This is a genomic window from Nocardiopsis sp. MG754419, from assembly GCF_018207095.1.
GTDB lineage: Bacteria > Actinomycetota > Actinomycetes > Streptosporangiales > Streptosporangiaceae > Nocardiopsis.
The window spans coordinates 36,185-55,268 of the sequence record NZ_QOCZ01000008.1; the positions used below are offsets into that span (position 1 = coordinate 36,185).

Below are 19,084 nucleotides of genomic sequence, written 5' to 3' on the forward strand. Positions count from 1 at the left end.
GGCGGGGGTGCCGGAACCGGGCCCGAGGACGGCGGGGACCGGTCAGGGGTTGCGGGTGAAGACGTGCGCGCCCTTCTCCGTGGGCTCCTCGGTACGGACCAGTTCCGGGTGGGCGGCCAGCCAACGGTCGCCCAGGGAACGTTCGTCGGTGCGGTCGGCGTCGTCCAGGACGAAGACGGCCCGCTCCACGCAGGCCGGCAGCAGGGCGGGAACGGCCGGGTGACGGGCCTCGGGGCCCGTGGCCTGGGGAGGGCCGTCCACGAAGACCAGACCGATGCCCTTGAGGTCGCTCAGGGCGTCGGTGTCGTACCAGGGGACGTTCGCGGAGACCCCGTCGGCGATCTCGGCGGGCACCGGGACCAGCGGCGCGTGTCGGACCTCGACGACGTCGTCCAGGGCGTGGGCGGCGACCAGGGCCCGGCTCAGCTCCGCGTAACGGGCGTCGTGTTCGATCGCGACCAGCCGACCGACCCCCGCCTTGCGCAGCGCGTAGCCGATCCACACGCTGGAGGCCCCACTGCCGCACTCCACCACCAGCTCGGGGCGGTCGCGGTCGATGATCCGGACCAGCACGCGGAGCACGTCCGGGGAGGCCGCCCAGCCGCGCAGCGGCGGCATGAACGGGGCCACGTCCAGGTGCGCGCGCAGTTCGGTCCAGGCGACGTGCTGCTCGTAGTCGTGGCGTCCGCGGCGGGCGCCGGAACGGTCGAGGGTCTGGACCGCCCGGGGCAGCGCCGTGTCCCGGAGTTCCCTGACCTCGGTGCGCACGCCGTCCAGGGAACGGGCCAGTTCCAGACGGTCCTGACCGAAGAGCTCCGTGACCTGGCGGGTCTGGGTGCGGACCGACGTGGACAGTTCCAGCACCGTCCGGCGGAGCAGCCACACCGCGGCACCGAGGGCGCACACCAGACCGCCCAGTGCCAGGACCGCGAGCGCCAGGACCGTCTCACCCCAGGTGACCAGGCCGAGCCCGCCGAGCACGACCGGGGTCGCGAGCGCCGCCAGGCCGAACAGCCCGGCCACGGGCAGCAGACGGCGGATCCTTTTTCTGAGGGAGCTCATGGGGGTTACCTCCGCGGAAGGGATGCGGCGACCGACGCACGGAATCCTCCGGCGGGCCGGTCGGGAACAAGCGGGAATGGCACCGTACGGTTTCGACATTAACGCCTGAAAAGAGGTCGAGGGAGCGGGGTCCACCTTTTCGAAACCTGCGATCTTCGCAATTCTCCCGGCGTTCACCCACGCATCACCCAACGATCATGAAGGGGTGTCCGGGGCGCTCCGAAAAGGGATTCCCGGGCCGCGGAGGATATCCCCCGCGGCCGGTCGGCCCGCGCCCGTGCCACCCTCGGGTGACCTCGGGCCGGAGCCCGCGTCGGGGACGCGTCACCAACCCGTGGCCTCCACCAGGGCGTCCTCGACCACGGGTGTCAGCGTGTCCGCGTACGTCGCCGTGATGTGGGAGTGGTCCCAGTACACCAGCACGTTACCGACCACCGCGTCGCAGTCGCCGGCCGGACACACGTGTTCGGTCAGGTCCAGCAGGGTGACGTTGGGCGGCACGTCCTCCACCAACGTGGCCGGGTCGACCTCCTGCTGACTGAGCGACGCCGGGCTGGTGCACTCGGCCGCGTCCGTGGCCTCCAGGCACTCGGCGCCGCGGTAGGGCAGCCGGGGCAGGTCGCGCAGGCCGATGACGTCGATACCCAGGTCGTTCAGGTGCCACCAGAGTTCCGTGTAGCCCTCCTGGATCACCTCTTCGTGGGTGAAGGCGCGGGTGGAGGACAGCAGCACCGCGTCGGGGTTCAGCTCCTCCAACTCGGCCAGCGCCTTGTCCTTCCACACCTCGCACTCCGGGAACGGTCCGCCGTCACGGGTGGCCGGCGCCAGGGCGAAGGGGCAGCCGCTCTTGGTGAAGGACACCAGGCGCCATCCGTGTTCGGCGGCGACCCTCTCCACCGCCGGATACCAGTGGGCGGTGCGCGAGGCGCCCACCAGCGCCAACGTGTGCTCGGCGTCGGCGGGACCCCGGTCGCACACCACCAGCTCCTCGGAGCCGAGGTTGACGTGACAGCCCTCCTCGTGGTGGGAGGACAGGTCCCGTTGCGCGTCGGCCGGGTCCGGACGCACCGGCACCCGGGGCAGCACCGACAGCAGGTCGGGATCGGCGACCACACGCGCGCCGGGGTAGCTCTCGGGGGCGGCGAGCTCCTGCACGCGTCGGTCGCGTTCCTCCTCCAACCGCTCCGACCACACGTGCGTGACGGCCAGGACCGGGACCAGGAAGACCGCGGCGACCGTGACCGACCAACCGGGTGTGCGCCGCACCGCCGGCCGGGTGAACCTCTCCACGCCGCCCTCGACCACGCGGTGGGTGATCCAGGCGAGGGCGAACGACCCGACCAGGATGACCAGTCCGCCCGCCACGGTGGCGGTCGACCGTCCGGTCACCTCCAGGTAGCAGACCAGAAGCGGCCAGTGCCACAGGTACAACCCGTAGGACAGTCGCCCCACCGCCATCAGCGGCGACCACGTGAGCAGACGGTCGACGCCGTAGCGGCTGCCGGTGGCCCCGGCGACGATGACCAGGAGCGCCGCCCCGGTCGGCCAGAGGGCGACGTACCCGGGAAAGAGCGTGGAGACCTGGAGGAGAACCCCGCAGGAGACCAGCGCGACCAGCCCGAACCAGCCGAGGAACACCCGCAGTCGGGCGGGGAGACGCAGCTCCGTGATCACCAGGGCGAGGATCGCCCCGAGGGCGAGCTCCCAGAGGCGGGCGCCCGTGTCGAAGTACGCCCAGGCCTGGTCCCGGTCGGTGATGTGCACGGAGTAGGCCAGGGACACGGCGAACACCACCGTGGACAGCACCAGCACGGCCCGCCGGAGCGGCCAGCGGACCCGTGAGGCCAGGACCGCGCCCGCGGTGACCAGAAGCGGCCACAACAGGTAGAACTGCCCCTGGATGGACAGCGACCAGAAGTGTTGGAGCGGGCTGGCCGCCGCCTCGCGGGCCAGGTAGTCGACGGCGTTGTGGGCCAGGGTCCAGTTCTCGTGGTACAGGGCGGCGGCACGGATCTCGGCGAGGAGGTCCGCCCAGCGCGAGCGGGGCAGCCACACGTACATCGCGACCATGGTCGCGACCAGGACCACCGCGACCGGCGGGACCAACCTGCGGGCCAGACGGGCCCAGAAGGCTCCGAACCGGACGCGGCCGTCCCGTTCGACGGCCCGCACCAGGGATCCCGTGATGAGGAAGCCGGTGAGCAGCAGGAACACGTCGACGCCGCCGGAGACCCGGCCGAACCAGATGTGGTAGACGGCGACCAGGAGCACGGCGACGGCGCGCAGGCCCTCGATCTCGGGCCGGAAGCCGCCTCCGATCGGACCGGAGCGCGTCGTGTCGGTGACCGACGTGACGCCGGGGGTGTGGGGGGCGGGGAGCCCGGTGGTGGTGTCGCTCATGTTCGCGGGCGGCCTCGGCATAATAGGAAACGTCTTTCGCCGAACGAGGCTGAGCGGGAATCGCCATACGAATTCGGTGCTGAATTCTCCCCTCCCCCGATGCCACCGCGGTGAATGTCGGACGAACGGAGGGGCAACGTTCCCCCGCGGGTCGGGGACACGCGGGACAGGGTAACGAGGCCGCGCGAGGACGCCGGGTGAGGCGGAAGCCGGGAGGGTTTCCGCCAAAGCGGACGGGATCGACGGGGCCTCCCCGAAGATCCCGAGAGATTTCGTAGGTTTCGTGGTGTTCGATGGGCGCGGGCGACGGGCAGGGTGGAGGGGAGCATGGGGTCGCCCGGGTCCGAGAGGGGTCGGCGACGGGTCGGATTTTATTCCCGACCACCGGTGTCGACAGCCTGACATCGGACGTTCGCGTACTCGGCTGATAGCTTGCTGGTTAGCGATCCCATCGCTGGTAAGCACGACGAAATCGCGTCATTGGAAAGGTGCGTCAGAGATGTCTGCGCCATATTCGCTCCCCGAGCTGCCCTACGACTACGCCGCGCTTGAGCCGTGGATCTCCGGTCAGATCATGGAGCTGCACCACGACAAGCACCACGCCAACTACGTCGCGGGCGCCAACACCACCCTGGAGAAGATGGCGGAGGCCCGCGAGTCCGGCGACTTCGGGACCGTGAACCAGCTCCAGAAGAACCTGGCGTTCAACCTGGGCGGCCACGTCAACCACTCCGTGTTCTGGAAGAACCTGTCCCCGGAGGGTGGCGACAAGCCCGAGGGCGAGCTGGGTGCCGCCATCGACGACCAGTTCGGTTCCTTCGACGCCTTCCGCGGGCACTTCAACGCCGCGGCGCTGGGCATCCAGGGCTCCGGCTGGGCGATCCTGGCCTGGGACGCCCTGGGTCAGCGTCTGGTCATCGAGCAGCTGTTCGACCAGCAGGGCAACATCGCCATCGGCACGCAGCCGCTGCTCATGCTGGACATGTGGGAGCACGCCTTCTACCTCCAGTACAAGAACGTCAAGGGCGACTACGTCAAGGCGTTCTGGAACGTCGTCAACTGGGCGGACGTCCAGGAGCGCTTCGCCGAGGCGCGCAAGACCCGACTGGTCTGATCCACGCGGGTTCGGGTGTTCCCGACGAACGGTGGGGGCGGCACCTCTCGGTGCCGCCCCCACCGCTGTTCGGGGTCGCCCCCCGTTCAGACCACGAGCCGGTCCGGGAGCGTGACGTCCACCGGACCGTGTCGACGCAGCTCGCGCCAGGCGCGGGCCAGCCGCCAGACCAGTTCCTCCCGGGTGCCGTGGTCGAACGACACCGGGAGTCGGAAGTGGGAGTCGTATCCCCCACCGTCCGTGGCGGACATGAACGATCCGGGCACCAACTCCACGTCGTGGCACATGGCCACCTGCGCGAACGAACGGGCATCCACCCCGGGCAGGCGCACCCACAGAGCCGCACCCCCGTCGGGGGTCCGCCACTCCCACTCGGGCAGGTCCCGTCGGAGCATGCCCTCCATGTGCGCCATGGCCTCACGCAGCTCCCGCGAACGCTCGTCGGCCAGCGCCTCGTAGTCGTCCAGCAGGCGCACCGCGATCGCCTGGTTCAGCAGAGGGCTCGCCAGGTCGGCGAGGACCTTGCGCCGGCTGAGCCGCAGCGCCATCTCCGCGGGGGCGCGCAACCATCCCACCCGCAGGCCCGCCCAGGCCACCTTGGTCAGCGAGTCGACGGTGATGATCTCCGCGCCGCGGGGGGCGTAGGCCGCCAACGGCGCGGGTTCGTCCTCGGCCCGGATCCCCGTGTAGGCGCTGTCCTCCAGGATGGGCACACCGTGTCGAGCGGACAGTTCTCCCAGTTCGCGGCGGCGGGCCGCGGACATCATCGTGCCCGTGGGGTTGTGGTACGAGGGCATGACGAAGATCAGGTGCGGGTGGTGCTCGGCGATCGCGCGGCGCACGCCCATCGGGTCGATGCCCTGCTCGTCGAGGGGGACCGGGACGATCTCCGCGTCACGGTCGCGCATGAGGTCCAGGCAGCCGGCGAAGCTCGGCTCCTCCGCCACCACGGTCGACCCACGGTTCAGGTACAACTGCGCGACCAGGGACACCGCCTGATGGCCCCCGGTGGTGACCACGATCTGGTCCGGGTGCGTGGGCAGCCCTCGGCGCTCGTAGTAGCGGCAGATGGCCTCGCGGAGAGCGGGCAGGCCCCGGGGGTGGTACGTGCTCTCGGCCATGAGCGCCGGCAGGTCCTGGGCGACGACCTCGCGGACGGCGCGTTCGACCCCGTCGAGAGCGGGGGTGAGCAGACAGGACGCGGAGATGACCGAGTCGTCGGTGCGTAGGAGCGTGCCGTACACGGGGTTTCCGCTGCCACCGGGGGTCCACCCGTCCGCCCGGACCGGGGCCCGGGCACTGTCGACCCGTGTGCCGCTGCCCTGGCGACTCTCCAGGACACCCTCCTGACGGAGGTGGTCGTAGGCGGCGACCACCGTGGTGCGGCTGACGCGGAGCGCGGCGGCCAGCGCGCGTTCGGACGGCAGACGCTCCCCCGGGGCCAGGGAACCCAGGTCGATGAGCTGCCGCAGAGCGCCCGCCAGCCGACGGTAGAGCGGGCCCGAACCCCCGGTCCAGGCGCCGAGGAGACCCACGAGTTCGTCGGTCGTGCGAACAAGGTCCATTTTCCGCTCCATTGGCTCTCGTGGGTCTCGGCCGGGTTTCCGATACTGGCATGACCGAGCACGATCCACCAGAGCCCGAATGGACCCTGACACGGGGTCCAATCAAAGGAGTCCACTCATGCGCACCCTGCTTCGCAGCCGACACGCCGGCCGCTCTCACCAGCGCCACCACTCAGCCCAGCACGGCGTCCCGCACACGTCGGACCGGCGGCCGGCGCTGGCGGAGGCCCTCGTGATCCGGGGCGACCGCGCCCGGCTGACCGCACTCGCCCGCGCGCTCCGGAGCCGGGCCGAGGACCACTCGGGTCACCTCGGAGAGGTCCACTTCCACCATGAGGGGGACCGCCTGCACCTGGTCCACCTCTGGCGCGGCCCCACCGCTCTGCGCGCCTTCGTGGAGGAGGCCCACGCGGACCTGCTCGCCTACCGTCGGTCCACCGGGGACTTCCCCACCGTCGAACGCGCTCTGTGGTGGAGCACCGTCGGGGGCGAGGTCACTGAACACGAGGCGACCACGCGTCTGGCGTTCCTGCGCGAGCACGGCCCCGGGCCGCGGGCGTTCACCCTGGCCTCACCGGTGCCGGTGGGGCGCGGCACGCACGCGGCCTAGTCGAGCGTTCCCGGACCGTTCACCGGCCCCTCCGTGGCATGGCACGCTCGCACACGCCGCCGCGAACGGCGGGGGCGCGGGCCGGAGGAAGGGCGTGTCCCCGGTGGACCGGGGACACCGCGTTCCCCGGGTCAGGACTCCTGGGAGGGGGCCAGTGGCGCCCCCATGGCGTGGTAACCACCGTCGACGTGCATGACCGTGCCGGTGATGGCGCGGGCGGCCGGCGACATGAGGAACAGGGCCGGACCGGCGACCACGGAGGTGTCCTTGGTGTCCCAACCCAGCGGGGCGTTGTCCCCCCAGGAGTCCGCGATCTGTGAGAAGCCCGGGATGGAACCGCCCGCGAGGGACTTGATCGGGCCCGCGGAGATCGTGTTCACGCGGATGCCCTCCGGGCCCAGGTCACGGGCGAGGTAGCGGGCCGAGTTCTCCAGGACGGCCTTGGCGGAGCCCATCCAGTCGTAGACCGGCCAGGCGACGCTGGCGTCGAAGGTCAGCGACACGACACCGGCGCCGGCGGGGGCCTTGGCGAGCAGGTCCCGCAGGCCCACGGTCAACGCCGCCAGCGAGTAGCCGGAGATGTGGATCGCCTTGGCCACGTCCTCCCAGTCCGTGTTGAGGAAGTTGCCGCCCAGAGCGGACTCGGGGGCGTAGGCGATGGCGTGCAGCAGCCCGTCCACGTGGTCCCAGTGCTCACCGACGGCCTCGACGGTCGCGGCGACCTGCTCGGGGTCGGTGACGTCCATCGGCAGCACCGCGACGGGCTCCTTGGGCAACCGCTTGGCGATGCGCTCGCAGATGGAGAAGGCGCGGCCGGGCGGGTTGGTCAGGATGACGTCGTGGCCCTGGAGCAGGGCCTCCTCCGCGATCGCGTACGCGATGGAGGACTGGGTGGTGATACCGGTGATGAGCAGGTTCAAGGGGTCCCCTTGGCGGTTCGGTGGCTGGCAGTGGAAACGTACCGGCGTACCGACGGGTCGTCAGCCGTGGAAGCCGACAAAGATTCCGACCTCGTCTTTGGTGAGGGGGTCGACGGGGACTCCTGGTGGGCCGTGGTCGCACGTCCCGCGGGTCGACCCGTGCGCACCGGGGACGAGGGAGCCAGGAATCGGCGCCGATTCTTTGTGGCCTTCCACGGGTGACCGGGGGACCCCCGGGACGGCAGAGTCGGAGGTGCTCCCCCTGGCACGGGCCGGGTCGCCCCAGTGGGCTTGGCCGCCGCTGGGACGGCCCACCCCTGATCCGGTGTCCGCCCCGTCGACCCGTGACCCGCGCCCGCATCCGACACGGCCCGCGGCACGATCCGCGCTCGATGATCCAGGAGCCCGCTTGGAACGCCTCGACCCCGGCACATGCGCCCCGCGTCGCCCATGGACGCTGCGCGCCTCCGGAACGACCGGCGCCGGCCGCCCCCTGCCCGGCTCGCACCCCCTGGCCTGGCTGGACGCGGCCGCCGCGCACCGAGCCCGCGCGGGACTGGCGCGCCGCACCCCGCCGTGCCCGCGCTCGGACCTGCTGCTGGACCTCACGGGCAACGACTACCTGGGGCTGGCCCGGCACCCGGCCGTCGTGGCCGCCGCCACCGACGCCGCCCGGACATGGGGCGCCGGCGGCGCGCGCCCGGGCACCGGCGCCACCGCACTGCACGCGGAGCTCGAACGTGCCCTGGCCCGCTTCCACGGGGCCGAGGACGCCCTCGTGTTCTCCTCCGGCTACGCCGCCGGCCTGGCGATGGTCACCGCGCTGATCGCCCCCACGGCCGAGGACGGGGAACCGCCGGTGGTGGTGTGCGACCGGAACAACCACGCCTCGCTCGTCGACGCCGCCCGCCTGGCGCAGGCCTCCGGCACCCGGGTCGAGGTGTATCCGCACGGCGACCTCGACGCGGCCGCCGCGCTCCTGGGCTCCGGTCGGGGCCGGCGGGCGATACTCAGCGACACGGTGTTCTCCGTCGACGGTGACCTCGTCGAGCCGTCCCGGATCGCCGCGGTGGCCCGCGCCCACGGCGCGGTGTCGCTGGTGGACGACGCGCACGGGCTGGGCGTGGTCGGCCCCGGCGGTCGCGGAGCCGTGGGCGGTTCGACGCTGCGGGGCGCCGACGACGTCGTGACGGCGGTGTCCCTGTCCAAGGCGCTCGGGTCCCAGGGCGGGGCGGTGCTCGGATCGCGCCGGGTCATCCGGCACCTGGCGGAGACGGCTCGCACGTTCGTGTTCGCCACCACCCTGGCACCCGCGGCCACCGGAGCGGCACTGGCGGCGCTCCGGGTCCTGGAGGCCGAACCCGAGCGGTCCGCGGCGGCGCGCTCCCGTGCCGCGGAGCTGTCCGAGGGACTGCGCTCCCATGGTCTGGACGCGAGCGTTCCCGACGCCGCTGTGGTGTCGGTGCGGGCCGACTCGCCCGCGGAGGCGACGGCCTGGCGCGCCGGCTGTCTCGACCAGGGGGTCCGGGTGGGGTGCCCGCTCCCCTCGTCGGTGCCGGACGGTCGCCCCCGGCTCCGACTCACCGCCCACGCGGGCCTGGACGAGGCCGACCTACGGCGTGCCGTGCGGGTGATCCACGCGAATCGTCCCGGGTAGTCTGACTGCTGGACCTGACGCCCGAGTACCCGGAGGCAAGCCGCGGTGTCATCACGAGACGGTGGGCCGGACGTGCCCGAGGAGAGCCCCCGTCCCGCCGACGACGGTGTTCCGGAGGACAACGACCTCCCCGAGGTCCCGGGCGCGGGCGCGACCGCCTTCGACGTCGAGAACGCCGCGGCCCCCAGGCGTCGCCGTCGCACGAGGATCACACTGGTCGCCGCCGCGACCCTGGCCCTGCTCATGGTCGTCCTGGTGGCCGTGCCCACCACCCGCAACGGGCTCCTCGACCTCTGGTGCGACGCCACAGGCGGGGTCTGTCCCGGCGATCCGCTGCCACCGATCACCGAGGACGAGGAGATCGACTGGCGCGTGCGCGTGGAACCCGAGGAGGCGGCGCTGTGGGGGAACTACGTGTCCCTGGGCGACTCCTACTCCTCGGGGGACGGCGCGGGTGACTACGACCCCGAGACCGCCGAACCCGGCGAGTGCTGGCGCTCGGAGAACGCCTATCCCAAGCTGATCGAGCAGGAGTTCGACTTCGAGGGCGCTCTGGCCTTCTACGCGTGCAGCAGCCACCGGGGCGCGCAGATGCTCGACCAGATCGGCACCCCCGAGTCGCAGCTCGAACGCGTCACCGAGAACACCTCGTTGGTGACGGTCGGCATCGGCGGCAACGACCTCGGGTTCATCCCGGTCCTGCGCACCTGCATCGTGCGCATGCCCCTCCTGGAGCGGAGCGCCTGCACCGATCAGGAGGACGAGGTCACCGAGAAGATGGACGAGTTCGAGGACACCCTCACCGAGGTGCTCACCGAGATCCGCGACCGCGCGCCGGACGCCCGCGTCCTGGTCCTGGGCTACCCACGGCTCTTCCCGGAGGAGCCGCCCGGCATGTACTACACACTCTCCACGGGTGACCAGCTGTGGCTGAACACGGTGGCGCAGCGGTTCAACGAACGGATCCGGGACACCGCCTTCAGCGTGGACGGCGAGGTCTACGGGTCGCGCCAGGTCGGCAGCGTCGAGTACGTGAACGTTTTCAGCGCACTGAGCGGCCACGAGGTCAGCGAGGAGAACGCCTGGCTGAACGGGATCGTGCTCGGTGAGCTGGGCGAGGGGCTCCGGGTGGACCGCGCGAGCTTCCACCCCACCGCCGAGGGGCAACGGTCGATCGCCGAGCGGGTGCGCCTACAGATCGTGGAGGGACCCGAACGGGTCCTGTACCAGTCCCGGGACCGCCTGGAGGCGGTCTCGGCGGAGCAGCTCACCCGCGAACTCGGTGGGCCGCTGGACCCGGTGCACGAGGAGGCCCACGACGAGGCGGGTGACGAACCCGACGAGGCGCGGGGCGAGGAGGAGGCCGCCGAGGCCGGGTCCTGAGACCGGACCGGGCCGTCGGCGCCGTGGACCCCCGACGGGCGAGGGCCCGGGGCACCGCCCCCCCGCGCCGCGCGTGCGGACGCGGGGGAACGGCGTGTCGGCGACGCCGCGGCCCCCCCCCCGGGGGTCGATCGAGCGGCGCCTAGTTCTTCTCGTCCCGGAGTTCGGCGAGGACCTCGGCGAAGCGGTCCAGACCCCAGTTGAGGTCGTCCTCGCTGATCACCAACGGCGGTGACATCCGCACGGTCGAACCGTGCGTGTCCTTGACCAGGACGCCGTGTTCGGCCAGCCGCCTGCACAGCTCCTTGCCCGAGGCCAGTGCCGGGTCGACGTCCACGCCCGCCCACAAACCGATGCTGCGGGCCGACACCACGCCCTCGCCGACCAACGCGTCGAGTCGGCGCCGGAGCACCTCCCCGAGTTTGCGGGCGTTCTCCAGGTAGGGCCCCTCCGTGAGCATCCGCACGACCGTCCGCCCCACGGCGCCGGCGAACGGGTTGCCCCCGAAGGTGCTGCCGTGTTGTCCGGGCTGGATGACGCCGAGGACGTCCTCGTCGGCCACCATGGCCGACACCGGAAGGACGCCGCCGCCCAGCGCCTTGCCGAACAGGTAGGCGTCGGGGACCACTCCGGTGTGCTCACAGGCCCGGATCGTGCCGGTGCGTCCCAGCCCGGCCTGTACCTCGTCGGCGATGAACAGCACGTGGTGGTCGTCGCAGAGTTCGCGCACCCGCGGCAGGTAGTCGGCGGGCGGCACGATCACCCCGGCCTCGCCCTGCACCGGTTCGATGAGCACCGCGACGGTGGTGTGGTCGATGGCCTCCTCGATGGCGGCGGCGTCCCCGTAGGGCACGGAGCGGAAGCCCGGCGTGTAGGGACCGAAACCCGTGCGCGCCTCGGGGTCGGAGGAGAAGGAGATGATGGTGGTGGTGCGCCCGTGGAAGTTGGCGCCCGCCACGACGATGGTGGCCTGGTTCTCGGGTACGCCCTTGACCTCGTAGCCCCATTTGCGGGCCACCTTGATGCCGGTCTCCACCGCCTCGGCACCGGTGTTCATCGGCAGGACCTTCTGTTTGCCGACCATGTCGGCGAGGTCGGCGACCCACGGCCCGAATTGATCGTTGTGGAAGGCCCTGCTGGTCAGCGTCACCCGGTCGAGTTGGGCGTGCGCGGTGGCCAGCAACTCGGGGTTGTGGTGGCCGAAGTTCATGGCCGAGTACCCGGCCAGACAGTCGAGGTAGCGCTTGCCCTCCACATCGGTCACCCAAGCGCCACGGCCCTCGGAGATCACGACGGGCAGGGGTGCGTAGTTGTGCGCGGATCTCGCCCGTGCGAGTTCGATGTGGTCCGCGCTGGAGAGTGCCTGTCCGTCGGGGTTTCCGACGGAGTCCTGCTGTCCCAGGTTCTGGGTGGTCATCTCACCGCTCCGATCACCATTGACCGATGTCAGACAGTAGATACCCACCGGGGGGCCGGGTAGAGCCCCCGCGGCGGGATCCCCAAAAGTTGAGCAGATGATCCTGTGAGCACACAAGAGGTGGCGGACATCACCTTCGGGCGCCCCGGCCCGAAACCCCCGCGCGCGGAACGGCGGCACACCGCCTGAGCGGGAGTGTTCCGCAGCAGGTCACGAGGGGGTGACGGGGCACGCCCGTGCAGGTGACGCGGTCCACAGCGCTCACGCCGATGAGCCAGGTCGCCGGCGGGTACGGTCGCCCTACAGTCACAGCCGCCGCGAGCGCCTTCGCCGGGGACGGCCGTCACACGACGTCAGGGAGGAACAGCCGTGCCATACGCATCCCCGGACAGCCCCTTCTCCCTCGCCCACCTCGTGGCGACGGTGAGCGAGGCGGTGCCCGACCGGCTCGCCCTCGTCGCCGGTCCCCGACGGCTGACCTACCGCGCGTTGCACGAGCGTTCCACCCGGTTGGCGCGGCACCTGGTCGGAAGTGGGGTGCGGCCCGGCGAGAACGTGGCGATCCTGTCGTTCAACCGGGCCGAGTGGGTGGAGTCGTTCCTCGGCGTGATGCGCGCCGGCGCGGTACCGGTCAACGTCAACTACCGGTACGTGGCGGGCGAGCTGCGGCACGTCCTGTCCGACGCCCACGCGGTGGCGCTCATCGCGGAGGACTCGCTGGCCGCGACGGTCACGGCCGTACTGCCCGACCTGCCCCGACTGCGGCACGTGCTGCTGTTGGAGGACGGTACCGAGCGCGTCGCCGACGGGACGGACTACGAGACCGCCCTGGCCGCGCAGAGCGAGGAGGGCGGCACGCCCGCGAGCGCTCTGCCCGAGACCGGCGGTGACGACCACTACCTGCTCTACACCGGCGGCACCACGGGCTATCCCAAGGGTGTGCTCTGGCGCCAGGCCGACATCTTCCGCGCCGCGATCGAGCGCCGCTCCCCCGGCACACCCCGCGCCCGCACCCCGCACGACGTGGCCGAACGCGCCGCGCTCTGCTTCCCGCAGCGCATGATGGTCCTCGGCCCGCTCATGCACGCCGCCGGGCAGTGGAACGCGTTGAGCATGCTGCTGTGCGGCAAACGCGTGGTGCTGTCGACCGACCGCAGCTTCCGCCCCGACCGCGTGCTGGAGCTGGCGCACCGCGAGGGTGTGCACTCGCTCCAACTGGTGGGCGACGCCATGGCGCGCCCGTTGGCACGGCACCTGCTCACCGAACCCGGCCTCTGCCCCGACCTGACCTCGGTCCGCTCCGGCGGCACCCCGTTGACCCCGGGGGTGCGCAACCTGTGGCGCGCCTGGCGCGCGGACGTGGCCCTGGCCGACTCCTACGGGGGTTCGGAGACGGGTGTGTGCGGTTCGGCGACCGCCCCGGACGAGGCGGCCACGGTGGCCGACACCACCGAGCGGCGCAGCTTCACGATGGGCGGCAGCATCGCGGTGCTCGACGACGCCCTGCGACCGCTGGCACCGGGTTCGCCCGAGGTCGGCCGGATCGCCCGCACCGGGCGGATCCCGTTGGGCTACTACAACGATCCCCTCGCCACCGCCCGCACCTTCCCCACGGACGCCGAGGGGCGGCGCTGGGCGCTGTCCGGCGACTACGGCACCCGGGGCGAGGACGGTTCGATCGTCCTGTTGGGCCGGGGCAGCGTGGTGATCAACACCGCCGGGGAGAAGGTGTACCCCGAAGAGGTGGAGGCCGTGCTCAAGGCGCACCCGTCGGTGGACGACGTGATCGTGGTGCCCGCGCCGGACGAGGCGCTCGGTCAGCGGGTCACGGCGTTGGTGTCGCTCGCCCCCGGCAACTCCCCGGACGAGAGGGCGCTGCGCAGCCACTGTCGGGTGCGGTTGGCGGGGTTCAAGGTGCCGCGGACGGTGCACTTCGTGGACCGGGTGCGGCGCACGGCGGTGGGCAAGCAGGACTACCGGTGGGCCGCCTCGGTGGCCGGCGACGGCGCCCGCAACGCCCCGTTGCGGTGATCCACGGCGCACCTCGCGGACACCCGTTTTTCGGTCTCTAAGCCGATACGAACTCCTTCAGCCGAAACCGGCCTTTCGGGCGCTCTCAAGCTCCCCCGACCTCCCCGTCGACGCTAGAATGTCCTCGCCCGGCCCGAGGCACACGGTCCCCCTCCCCCAACGTGTGGCCGGGACGACGAATCTCGGCGCGTGACAGGGGATCTCACCCCTCCCGTGGACTCACGACGGACCGCGCCGACCATGCACCCCTTTGACCGGCCGGTTTACCGTGGGAACGGGACCGGCGGCACCATCAGGACGGAGGACGGCGCCCCCTTCCCGGAACCCTTCCGGGGTTGCGCCCGACAACATGGCCAAGTCAGCAGGCTCCTACATCTTCAACTTCGTGCGCGGCGGAGCCGTGGGCACGTCCGAGGCCCTGCCGGGCATCAGCGGCGGCACGGTCGCGCTCATCGTCGGTCTCTACGAGAAGCTGATCGGTGGCGCCGGCCACGTGGTCAGCGGGATCAAGCTGACCGTGACCGACGGTCTGCGTGGTCAGGGCATGAGCCGGGCCAAGGAAAAGTACGGTGAGGCGGACTGGCACGTCCTCCTGCCGGCCCTGGCCGGCATGGTGGTGTTCCTGCTCATCGCGCTGCTCACCATCGAGCCCCTGCTGCACGACTACGAGCAGTACGCCTACGCGCTGTTCTTCGGTCTGGTGCTGGCCAGCGTGTGGATCCCCTTCAGCGGGGCCGGTCTGCCGTGGAGGCCGCACCACTACCTGATCGCCCTCGGCGTCGCCGCGGCGGCGTTCTTCCTCACCAGCCTGCCCGCGGCCAACCTGCCCGCCCACCCGGTGGTGGTGTTCTTCGCCGCGGCGGTGGCGATCTGCGCCCTGGTCCTGCCCGGGATGTCGGGTTCGTTCATCCTGCTGACCGTCGGCCTCTACGAGCCGACCCTGCAGGCGGTCCGCACCGTCGACATGGGCTACATCCTCACCTTCGCGGCGGGCGCGATCACCGGTCTGGCCCTGTTCGTGAAGATCCTCCAGTACCTGCTCGACCACAAGCGCCAGATCACCCTGGTCGTGCTCACCGGTGTCATGGCGGGTTCGCTCCGGGCCCTGTGGCCCTGGCAGGACGAGTCGCGCGACATCCAGCCGCCCACCGACGTGCCGGCGACGGTGTCCTTCCTCGTGCTGGGCTTCGTCGTGGTCGCCGCCGCGCTCGTCTGGGAGCACCGCAAGCGGGCCCGGATCGAACACGAGGCCGGCCACCAGAACGTGTCCGTCTGACCCGTAGAGTCGGACCGAACAACCACATATCGGGTCGGGGCCCGTGGGCGCGTCACAGCGCCCCGGCCCCGACGGCGCGGGGTGCCGGTGATTCCACCGGCTGAGAGCACACCCGTCGAACCTGCCCTAGTTAGTACTAGCGAAGGAACGCCCATGAGCGTGTACAACGTCGTGTCCATCGCCGGCAGCGACCCCAGCGGGGGCGCCGGCATCCAGGCCGACCTGAAGTCGTTCTCCGCCCACGGGGTCTTCGGGATGAGCGTGGTGACGGCGTTGACCGCCCAGTCCACGCGCGGGGTCACCGGAGTACACGGTGTCCCCGCGTCGTTCGTCACCGCCCAGATGGACACGCTGTTCGAGGACGCGACCGTGCACGCGGTCAAGGTGGGCATGCTAGGCACCGCCGAGGTGACCGAGGCGGTGGCGGCGGCGATCGACCGACACGCCCTGCCGAACGTGGTCGTGGATCCGGTGATGGTCGCCAAGAGCGGGGACCGGCTGCTGGAGCGCGCGGCGATGGAGGCGTTGCGCACGGAGCTGCTGCCCCGTGCCGACCTCATCACGCCGAACCTGCCGGAGGCGGCCGACCTGCTCGACGAGAAGGAGGCCACCGACCTGGACACCATGCGGGCCCAGGCGGAACGGCTCCTCGCGCTGGGGCCGCGTCGGGTCCTCATCAAGGGCGGTCACCTGCCGGGCGACGAGAGTGTCGACCTGCTGGTGGACGGGGTGTCGGAGCCGCTGGAACTGCGCGCCCCGCGCGTGGCGACCCGCAACACCCACGGCACCGGCTGCACGCTGTCCTCCGCGATCGCCGCCCTCCTCCCGCAGAGCCCGGGCGTGGCGATCGCCGTGTCCGACGCCAAGACCTGGCTGACCGAGGCCCTGCACCGGGCCGACGAGATCGACGCCGGCGGCGGTCAGGGCCCGGTGCACCACTTCCACCTCTGGTGGTAGGACGAGACCGTCCGACGGTCAGGGGACCTCGGTCCGGGCACGGACCGCGAAGGCGCGCAGCGACCTCACCGGGGCGAACGCCCCCGGACCCCGCCGGAGCCCGTGTGCGCCCCGCGTCCACGTCACGCAGGGCCTGTCCCGCGGGGGCGCCGCGACGACGGGCCGGCGGCATCCGGCTCACACCGGTGGACGCGAAGAGGCCACCCCGAAGAGCCCGGGACCCGTCTGCGTCACACCGGGCCCCACGCACCCACCTCCGACCCCCGACCGGGCCACCGGCACGACGAGGGCGCCGCCTTCCTCGGTGACACGGTCGGCCCGCCGGTCCTTCACGCGGCCGACCGCTCGTCCGGCGGACGCCTGCGCAGATGCGTGTGCTCGATCGCGGGCGGCGTGTAGGCCATGTCCATCCGCCCGACACCGGTCCCCGGTGGGACGAGGGCGTCGATCCGCTCCAGCACGTCATCGGAGAGTCGGACCGTCGCTCCGGCCAGGAGATCGTCGAGCTGTTCCATCGTGCGAGGACCCGCGATCGCCGACGTGACCCCCGGGTGGGCGATGGCGAAGGCCATGGCCAGGTGTGTGAGCGGGATCCCGGCCTGCTCGGCGACGGGGACGAGCCGTTCGACCGTGTCGAGTCGGCGCTCGTCGGTCATGTGCCGGAAGACGTTCGTGCGCCGCAGGTCGCTCGGCCGGCCCTTGCGGCCCCGACCGGTGAGCAGGCCCTGCGCCAGCGGACTCCAGACCAGGACGCCCATCCCGTAGCGCAGGGCGACCGGGAGGACCTCGGCCTCGATCCCCCGGTCGAGGATCGAGTAGTTCGGTTGTTCGGCCCGGAACCGCTCCAGGCCACGGCGTTCGGACACCCACTGGGCCTCGACCATGTCGGAGGCCGGCATCGTCGAGGAGCCGATGGCGCGGACCTTCCCCGCGCGGACCAGATCGGTCAGAGCGGAGAGGGTCTCCTCGATGTCGACGCTCGGGTCGGGACGGTGGATCTGGTAGAGGTCGATGTGGTCGGTCCGCAACCGACGGAGGGAATTCTCGACCTCCGTGACGATCCATCTGCGCGACAGACCACGCTGATTGCGGTCGTCGCCCATGGACCCGTGCACCTTGGTGGCCAGCACGACGTGGTCGCGCCGGCCCTTCAGGGCCTGGCCCACGATCTCCTCGGACTCGCCGTGAGAGTACACGTCGGCCGTGTCGATGAGGTTGATACCGGCGTCGAGCGCCTTGTGGACGATGCGGATCGCGTCGGTGTGATCCGGGTTGCCGATCGCGCCGAACATCATGGCGCCCAGCGCGTACGGACTGACCTGAATACCGGTGCGACCGAGCGGACGGTACTTCATCGGGTCTCCTCTCGACACCGAGCGGTGTCGTAGACTTCGGCCAAGCGGGACACTGTCCCGTTCTCGGAATATACGGGACAGTGTCCCACTTAGCAAGGAGATCCGTATGCCCCGCGCTGACGCGCAACGCAACATCGACGCGCTGCTCTCCGCGGCGAAGGAGGAGTTCGCCCGACAGGGGGTCGATGTGAGCGTGCGCGCGATCGCCGCACGGGCGGGGGTGGGGACGGCGACGCTCTACCGGCACTTCCCGCTCCGCTCCGACCTGATCGCGGCGGTGTTCCGCCGTGAGATCGACGCGTGCGCGGCCGACGCGGAGCGCCTCGCCGCCACGCACGCACCCGACGAGGCTCTGCGTCTCTGGTTGGAGCGCTACACACGGTTCGTGGCGACCAAGCACGGACTCGCCGCCGCGCTCCACTCGGGCGACCCCGCGTACAACTCCCTGCCGGGTTACTTCCACGAGAATCTCGGACCGGCGCTCGGACGTCTGCTCGATGACGGTGTGGCGGCCGGGGTAGCGCGGGAGGACGTGGACCCGCTGGATCTGTTGGGCGCGGTGTCCAAACTCTGCGTGCCCTCACCGGTCGAGGACGACGGCCCGCGGGTCTACAGGATGGTGGCGCTGCTCCTCGACGGGTTGCGTTACGGCGCCAAGAACCCCTCGGCCCCGGAGTAGGAACCCCGGGCCGGCCACCGGCCGTCCGGCCAGGGCTCACCATGGGGCGGCCGGTACGATGGCTCAGGAAAAACGCCCGCCGAGGACGTGCGCCCAGGGTTCGTCGACCTCGTCCAGGTCCAACATGGCAGCCATGTTGTCGATCATGCTCGCCCCGAACCAGCCGCGGGCCGCCTCCGCGTCACCGTCGACCATCGCCTGGACGATGTCCACCTGCGTGGCGTAGCAGCGACGGATCGCCTCACGGACGAGCGGCTCGCCCGCCGCGCGGTTGGCGTGCGCGAGGAACCCGAGGATCGTGCGATGGGCGACCAACACGGCGAGAGCCTCGCGCGCCACCTGGAGCGTCTCCTCCGGTGTCCTCTCCGCCCGTTCGGAGTCCCACGCGAAGCGCGACAACGTCCGCGCCATCACGTCCGAGACGTGGTCGACCGCCGCCGCGAACAGCGCCTCCTTGTTCGGGTAGAGGCGGTAGAGGTAGGGCTGGGAGATCCCCGCCGGCCCTACCCCGCCTGCGCACCAGCGCTCCCGGGACCACCGCCGCCGAGGCCCCGCGCCCTCCGGGCCGGCTCATCGGGACGGGGCCGCCACCGAGGGTGGGCGGCACGGCCCTCATGAACACGAAAAAGGGGGCCGGTCCGTGCGGACCGGGCCCCCT

At 71.5% G+C, this 19,084-nt stretch carries 15 protein-coding genes and 1 riboswitch; of the genes, 8 read left to right on the forward strand and 7 right to left on the reverse strand.

The window, feature by feature from the left end:
* Positions 1-42: 42 nt before the first annotated feature.
* Together DSY14_RS02900 and DSY14_RS02905 are read right to left on the reverse strand one after the other, a co-directional pair.
* Positions 43-1,062, reverse strand: coding sequence for a class I SAM-dependent methyltransferase (locus DSY14_RS02900; protein WP_211714845.1), 1,020 nt, complete (start codon positions 1,060-1,062; stop codon positions 43-45).
* 324 nt (positions 1,063-1,386) lie between these two features.
* Positions 1,387-3,462 (reverse strand): acyltransferase family protein, encoded by a 2,076-nt coding sequence (locus DSY14_RS02905; RefSeq protein ID WP_211714846.1) that lies wholly within the window; start codon positions 3,460-3,462, stop codon positions 1,387-1,389.
* A 499-nt stretch (positions 3,463-3,961) separates the two neighbouring features.
* On the opposite strand from DSY14_RS02905, the gene DSY14_RS02910 reads away from it, so the two are divergent.
* Complete coding sequence (locus tag DSY14_RS02910) at positions 3,962-4,576, forward strand: superoxide dismutase (RefSeq protein WP_211714847.1); 615 nt, start codon at positions 3,962-3,964, stop codon at positions 4,574-4,576.
* An 86-nt stretch (positions 4,577-4,662) separates the two neighbouring features.
* On the opposite strand, the gene DSY14_RS02915 is transcribed toward DSY14_RS02910, so the two are convergent.
* Positions 4,663-6,141, reverse strand: coding sequence for a PLP-dependent aminotransferase family protein (locus DSY14_RS02915; RefSeq protein ID WP_211714848.1), 1,479 nt, complete (start codon positions 6,139-6,141; stop codon positions 4,663-4,665).
* A 118-nt stretch (positions 6,142-6,259) separates the two neighbouring features.
* Here DSY14_RS02915 and DSY14_RS02920 point away from each other — a divergent pair, with 118 nt between their 5' ends.
* Positions 6,260-6,751, forward strand: a complete 492-nt coding sequence (locus tag DSY14_RS02920) for a DUF3291 domain-containing protein (protein WP_211714849.1) — start codon at positions 6,260-6,262, stop codon at positions 6,749-6,751.
* Between the two features lie 131 nt (positions 6,752-6,882).
* Here the strand turns inward: DSY14_RS02920 and fabI are convergent, their stop codons facing one another.
* Positions 6,883-7,671: an enoyl-ACP reductase FabI gene (gene fabI, locus DSY14_RS02925; protein WP_211714850.1), complete on the reverse strand. Its 789-nt coding sequence runs from the start codon at positions 7,669-7,671 to the stop codon at positions 6,883-6,885.
* A 409-nt stretch (positions 7,672-8,080) separates the two neighbouring features.
* Between fabI and DSY14_RS02930 the strand changes: the two genes are divergently transcribed.
* A complete protein-coding gene (locus DSY14_RS02930; protein WP_249187234.1) occupies positions 8,081-9,328 on the forward strand; it encodes an aminotransferase class I/II-fold pyridoxal phosphate-dependent enzyme in 1,248 nt (415 codons plus the stop codon).
* A 45-nt stretch (positions 9,329-9,373) separates the two neighbouring features.
* Complete coding sequence (locus tag DSY14_RS02935; protein WP_211714852.1) at positions 9,374-10,711, forward strand: SGNH/GDSL hydrolase family protein; 1,338 nt, start codon at positions 9,374-9,376, stop codon at positions 10,709-10,711.
* Between the two features lie 142 nt (positions 10,712-10,853).
* Here the strand turns inward: DSY14_RS02935 and rocD are convergent, their stop codons facing one another.
* Positions 10,854-12,128: an ornithine--oxo-acid transaminase gene (rocD, locus tag DSY14_RS02940; RefSeq protein ID WP_211714853.1), complete on the reverse strand. Its 1,275-nt coding sequence runs from the start codon at positions 12,126-12,128 to the stop codon at positions 10,854-10,856.
* A 369-nt stretch (positions 12,129-12,497) separates the two neighbouring features.
* Here rocD and DSY14_RS02945 point away from each other — a divergent pair, with 369 nt between their 5' ends.
* The 3 genes from DSY14_RS02945 to thiD all read left to right on the forward strand — a co-directional run bounded on the left by DSY14_RS02945 (position 12,498) and on the right by thiD (position 16,392).
* Complete coding sequence (locus tag DSY14_RS02945; RefSeq protein ID WP_211714854.1) at positions 12,498-14,159, forward strand: acyl-CoA synthetase; 1,662 nt, start codon at positions 12,498-12,500, stop codon at positions 14,157-14,159.
* Positions 14,160-14,508: 349 nt separating this feature from the next.
* Positions 14,509-15,435, forward strand: coding sequence for a DUF368 domain-containing protein (locus tag DSY14_RS02950; RefSeq protein WP_211714855.1), 927 nt, complete (start codon positions 14,509-14,511; stop codon positions 15,433-15,435).
* 67 nt (positions 15,436-15,502) lie between these two features.
* Positions 15,503-15,600: riboswitch (TPP riboswitch) on the forward strand.
* Positions 15,589-16,392, forward strand: coding sequence for a bifunctional hydroxymethylpyrimidine kinase/phosphomethylpyrimidine kinase (gene thiD, locus DSY14_RS02955; RefSeq protein WP_211714856.1), 804 nt, complete (start codon positions 15,589-15,591; stop codon positions 16,390-16,392). (Overlaps the previous riboswitch by 12 nt.)
* 329 nt (positions 16,393-16,721) lie before the next feature.
* Here thiD and DSY14_RS02960 read toward each other — a convergent pair whose 3' ends face one another.
* Entirely contained in the window at positions 16,722-17,747 is a 1,026-nt protein-coding gene (locus tag DSY14_RS02960) for an aldo/keto reductase (RefSeq protein ID WP_211714857.1), read from the reverse strand.
* 106 nt (positions 17,748-17,853) lie between these two features.
* Here DSY14_RS02960 and DSY14_RS02965 point away from each other — a divergent pair, with 106 nt between their 5' ends.
* Positions 17,854-18,426: a TetR/AcrR family transcriptional regulator gene (locus tag DSY14_RS02965; protein ID WP_211714858.1), complete on the forward strand. Its 573-nt coding sequence runs from the start codon at positions 17,854-17,856 to the stop codon at positions 18,424-18,426.
* Between the two features lie 63 nt (positions 18,427-18,489).
* On the opposite strand, the gene DSY14_RS02970 is transcribed toward DSY14_RS02965, so the two are convergent.
* Entirely contained in the window at positions 18,490-18,825 is a 336-nt protein-coding gene (locus DSY14_RS02970) for a hypothetical protein (protein WP_211714859.1), read from the reverse strand.
* Between the last annotated feature and the right edge of the window lie 259 nt (positions 18,826-19,084).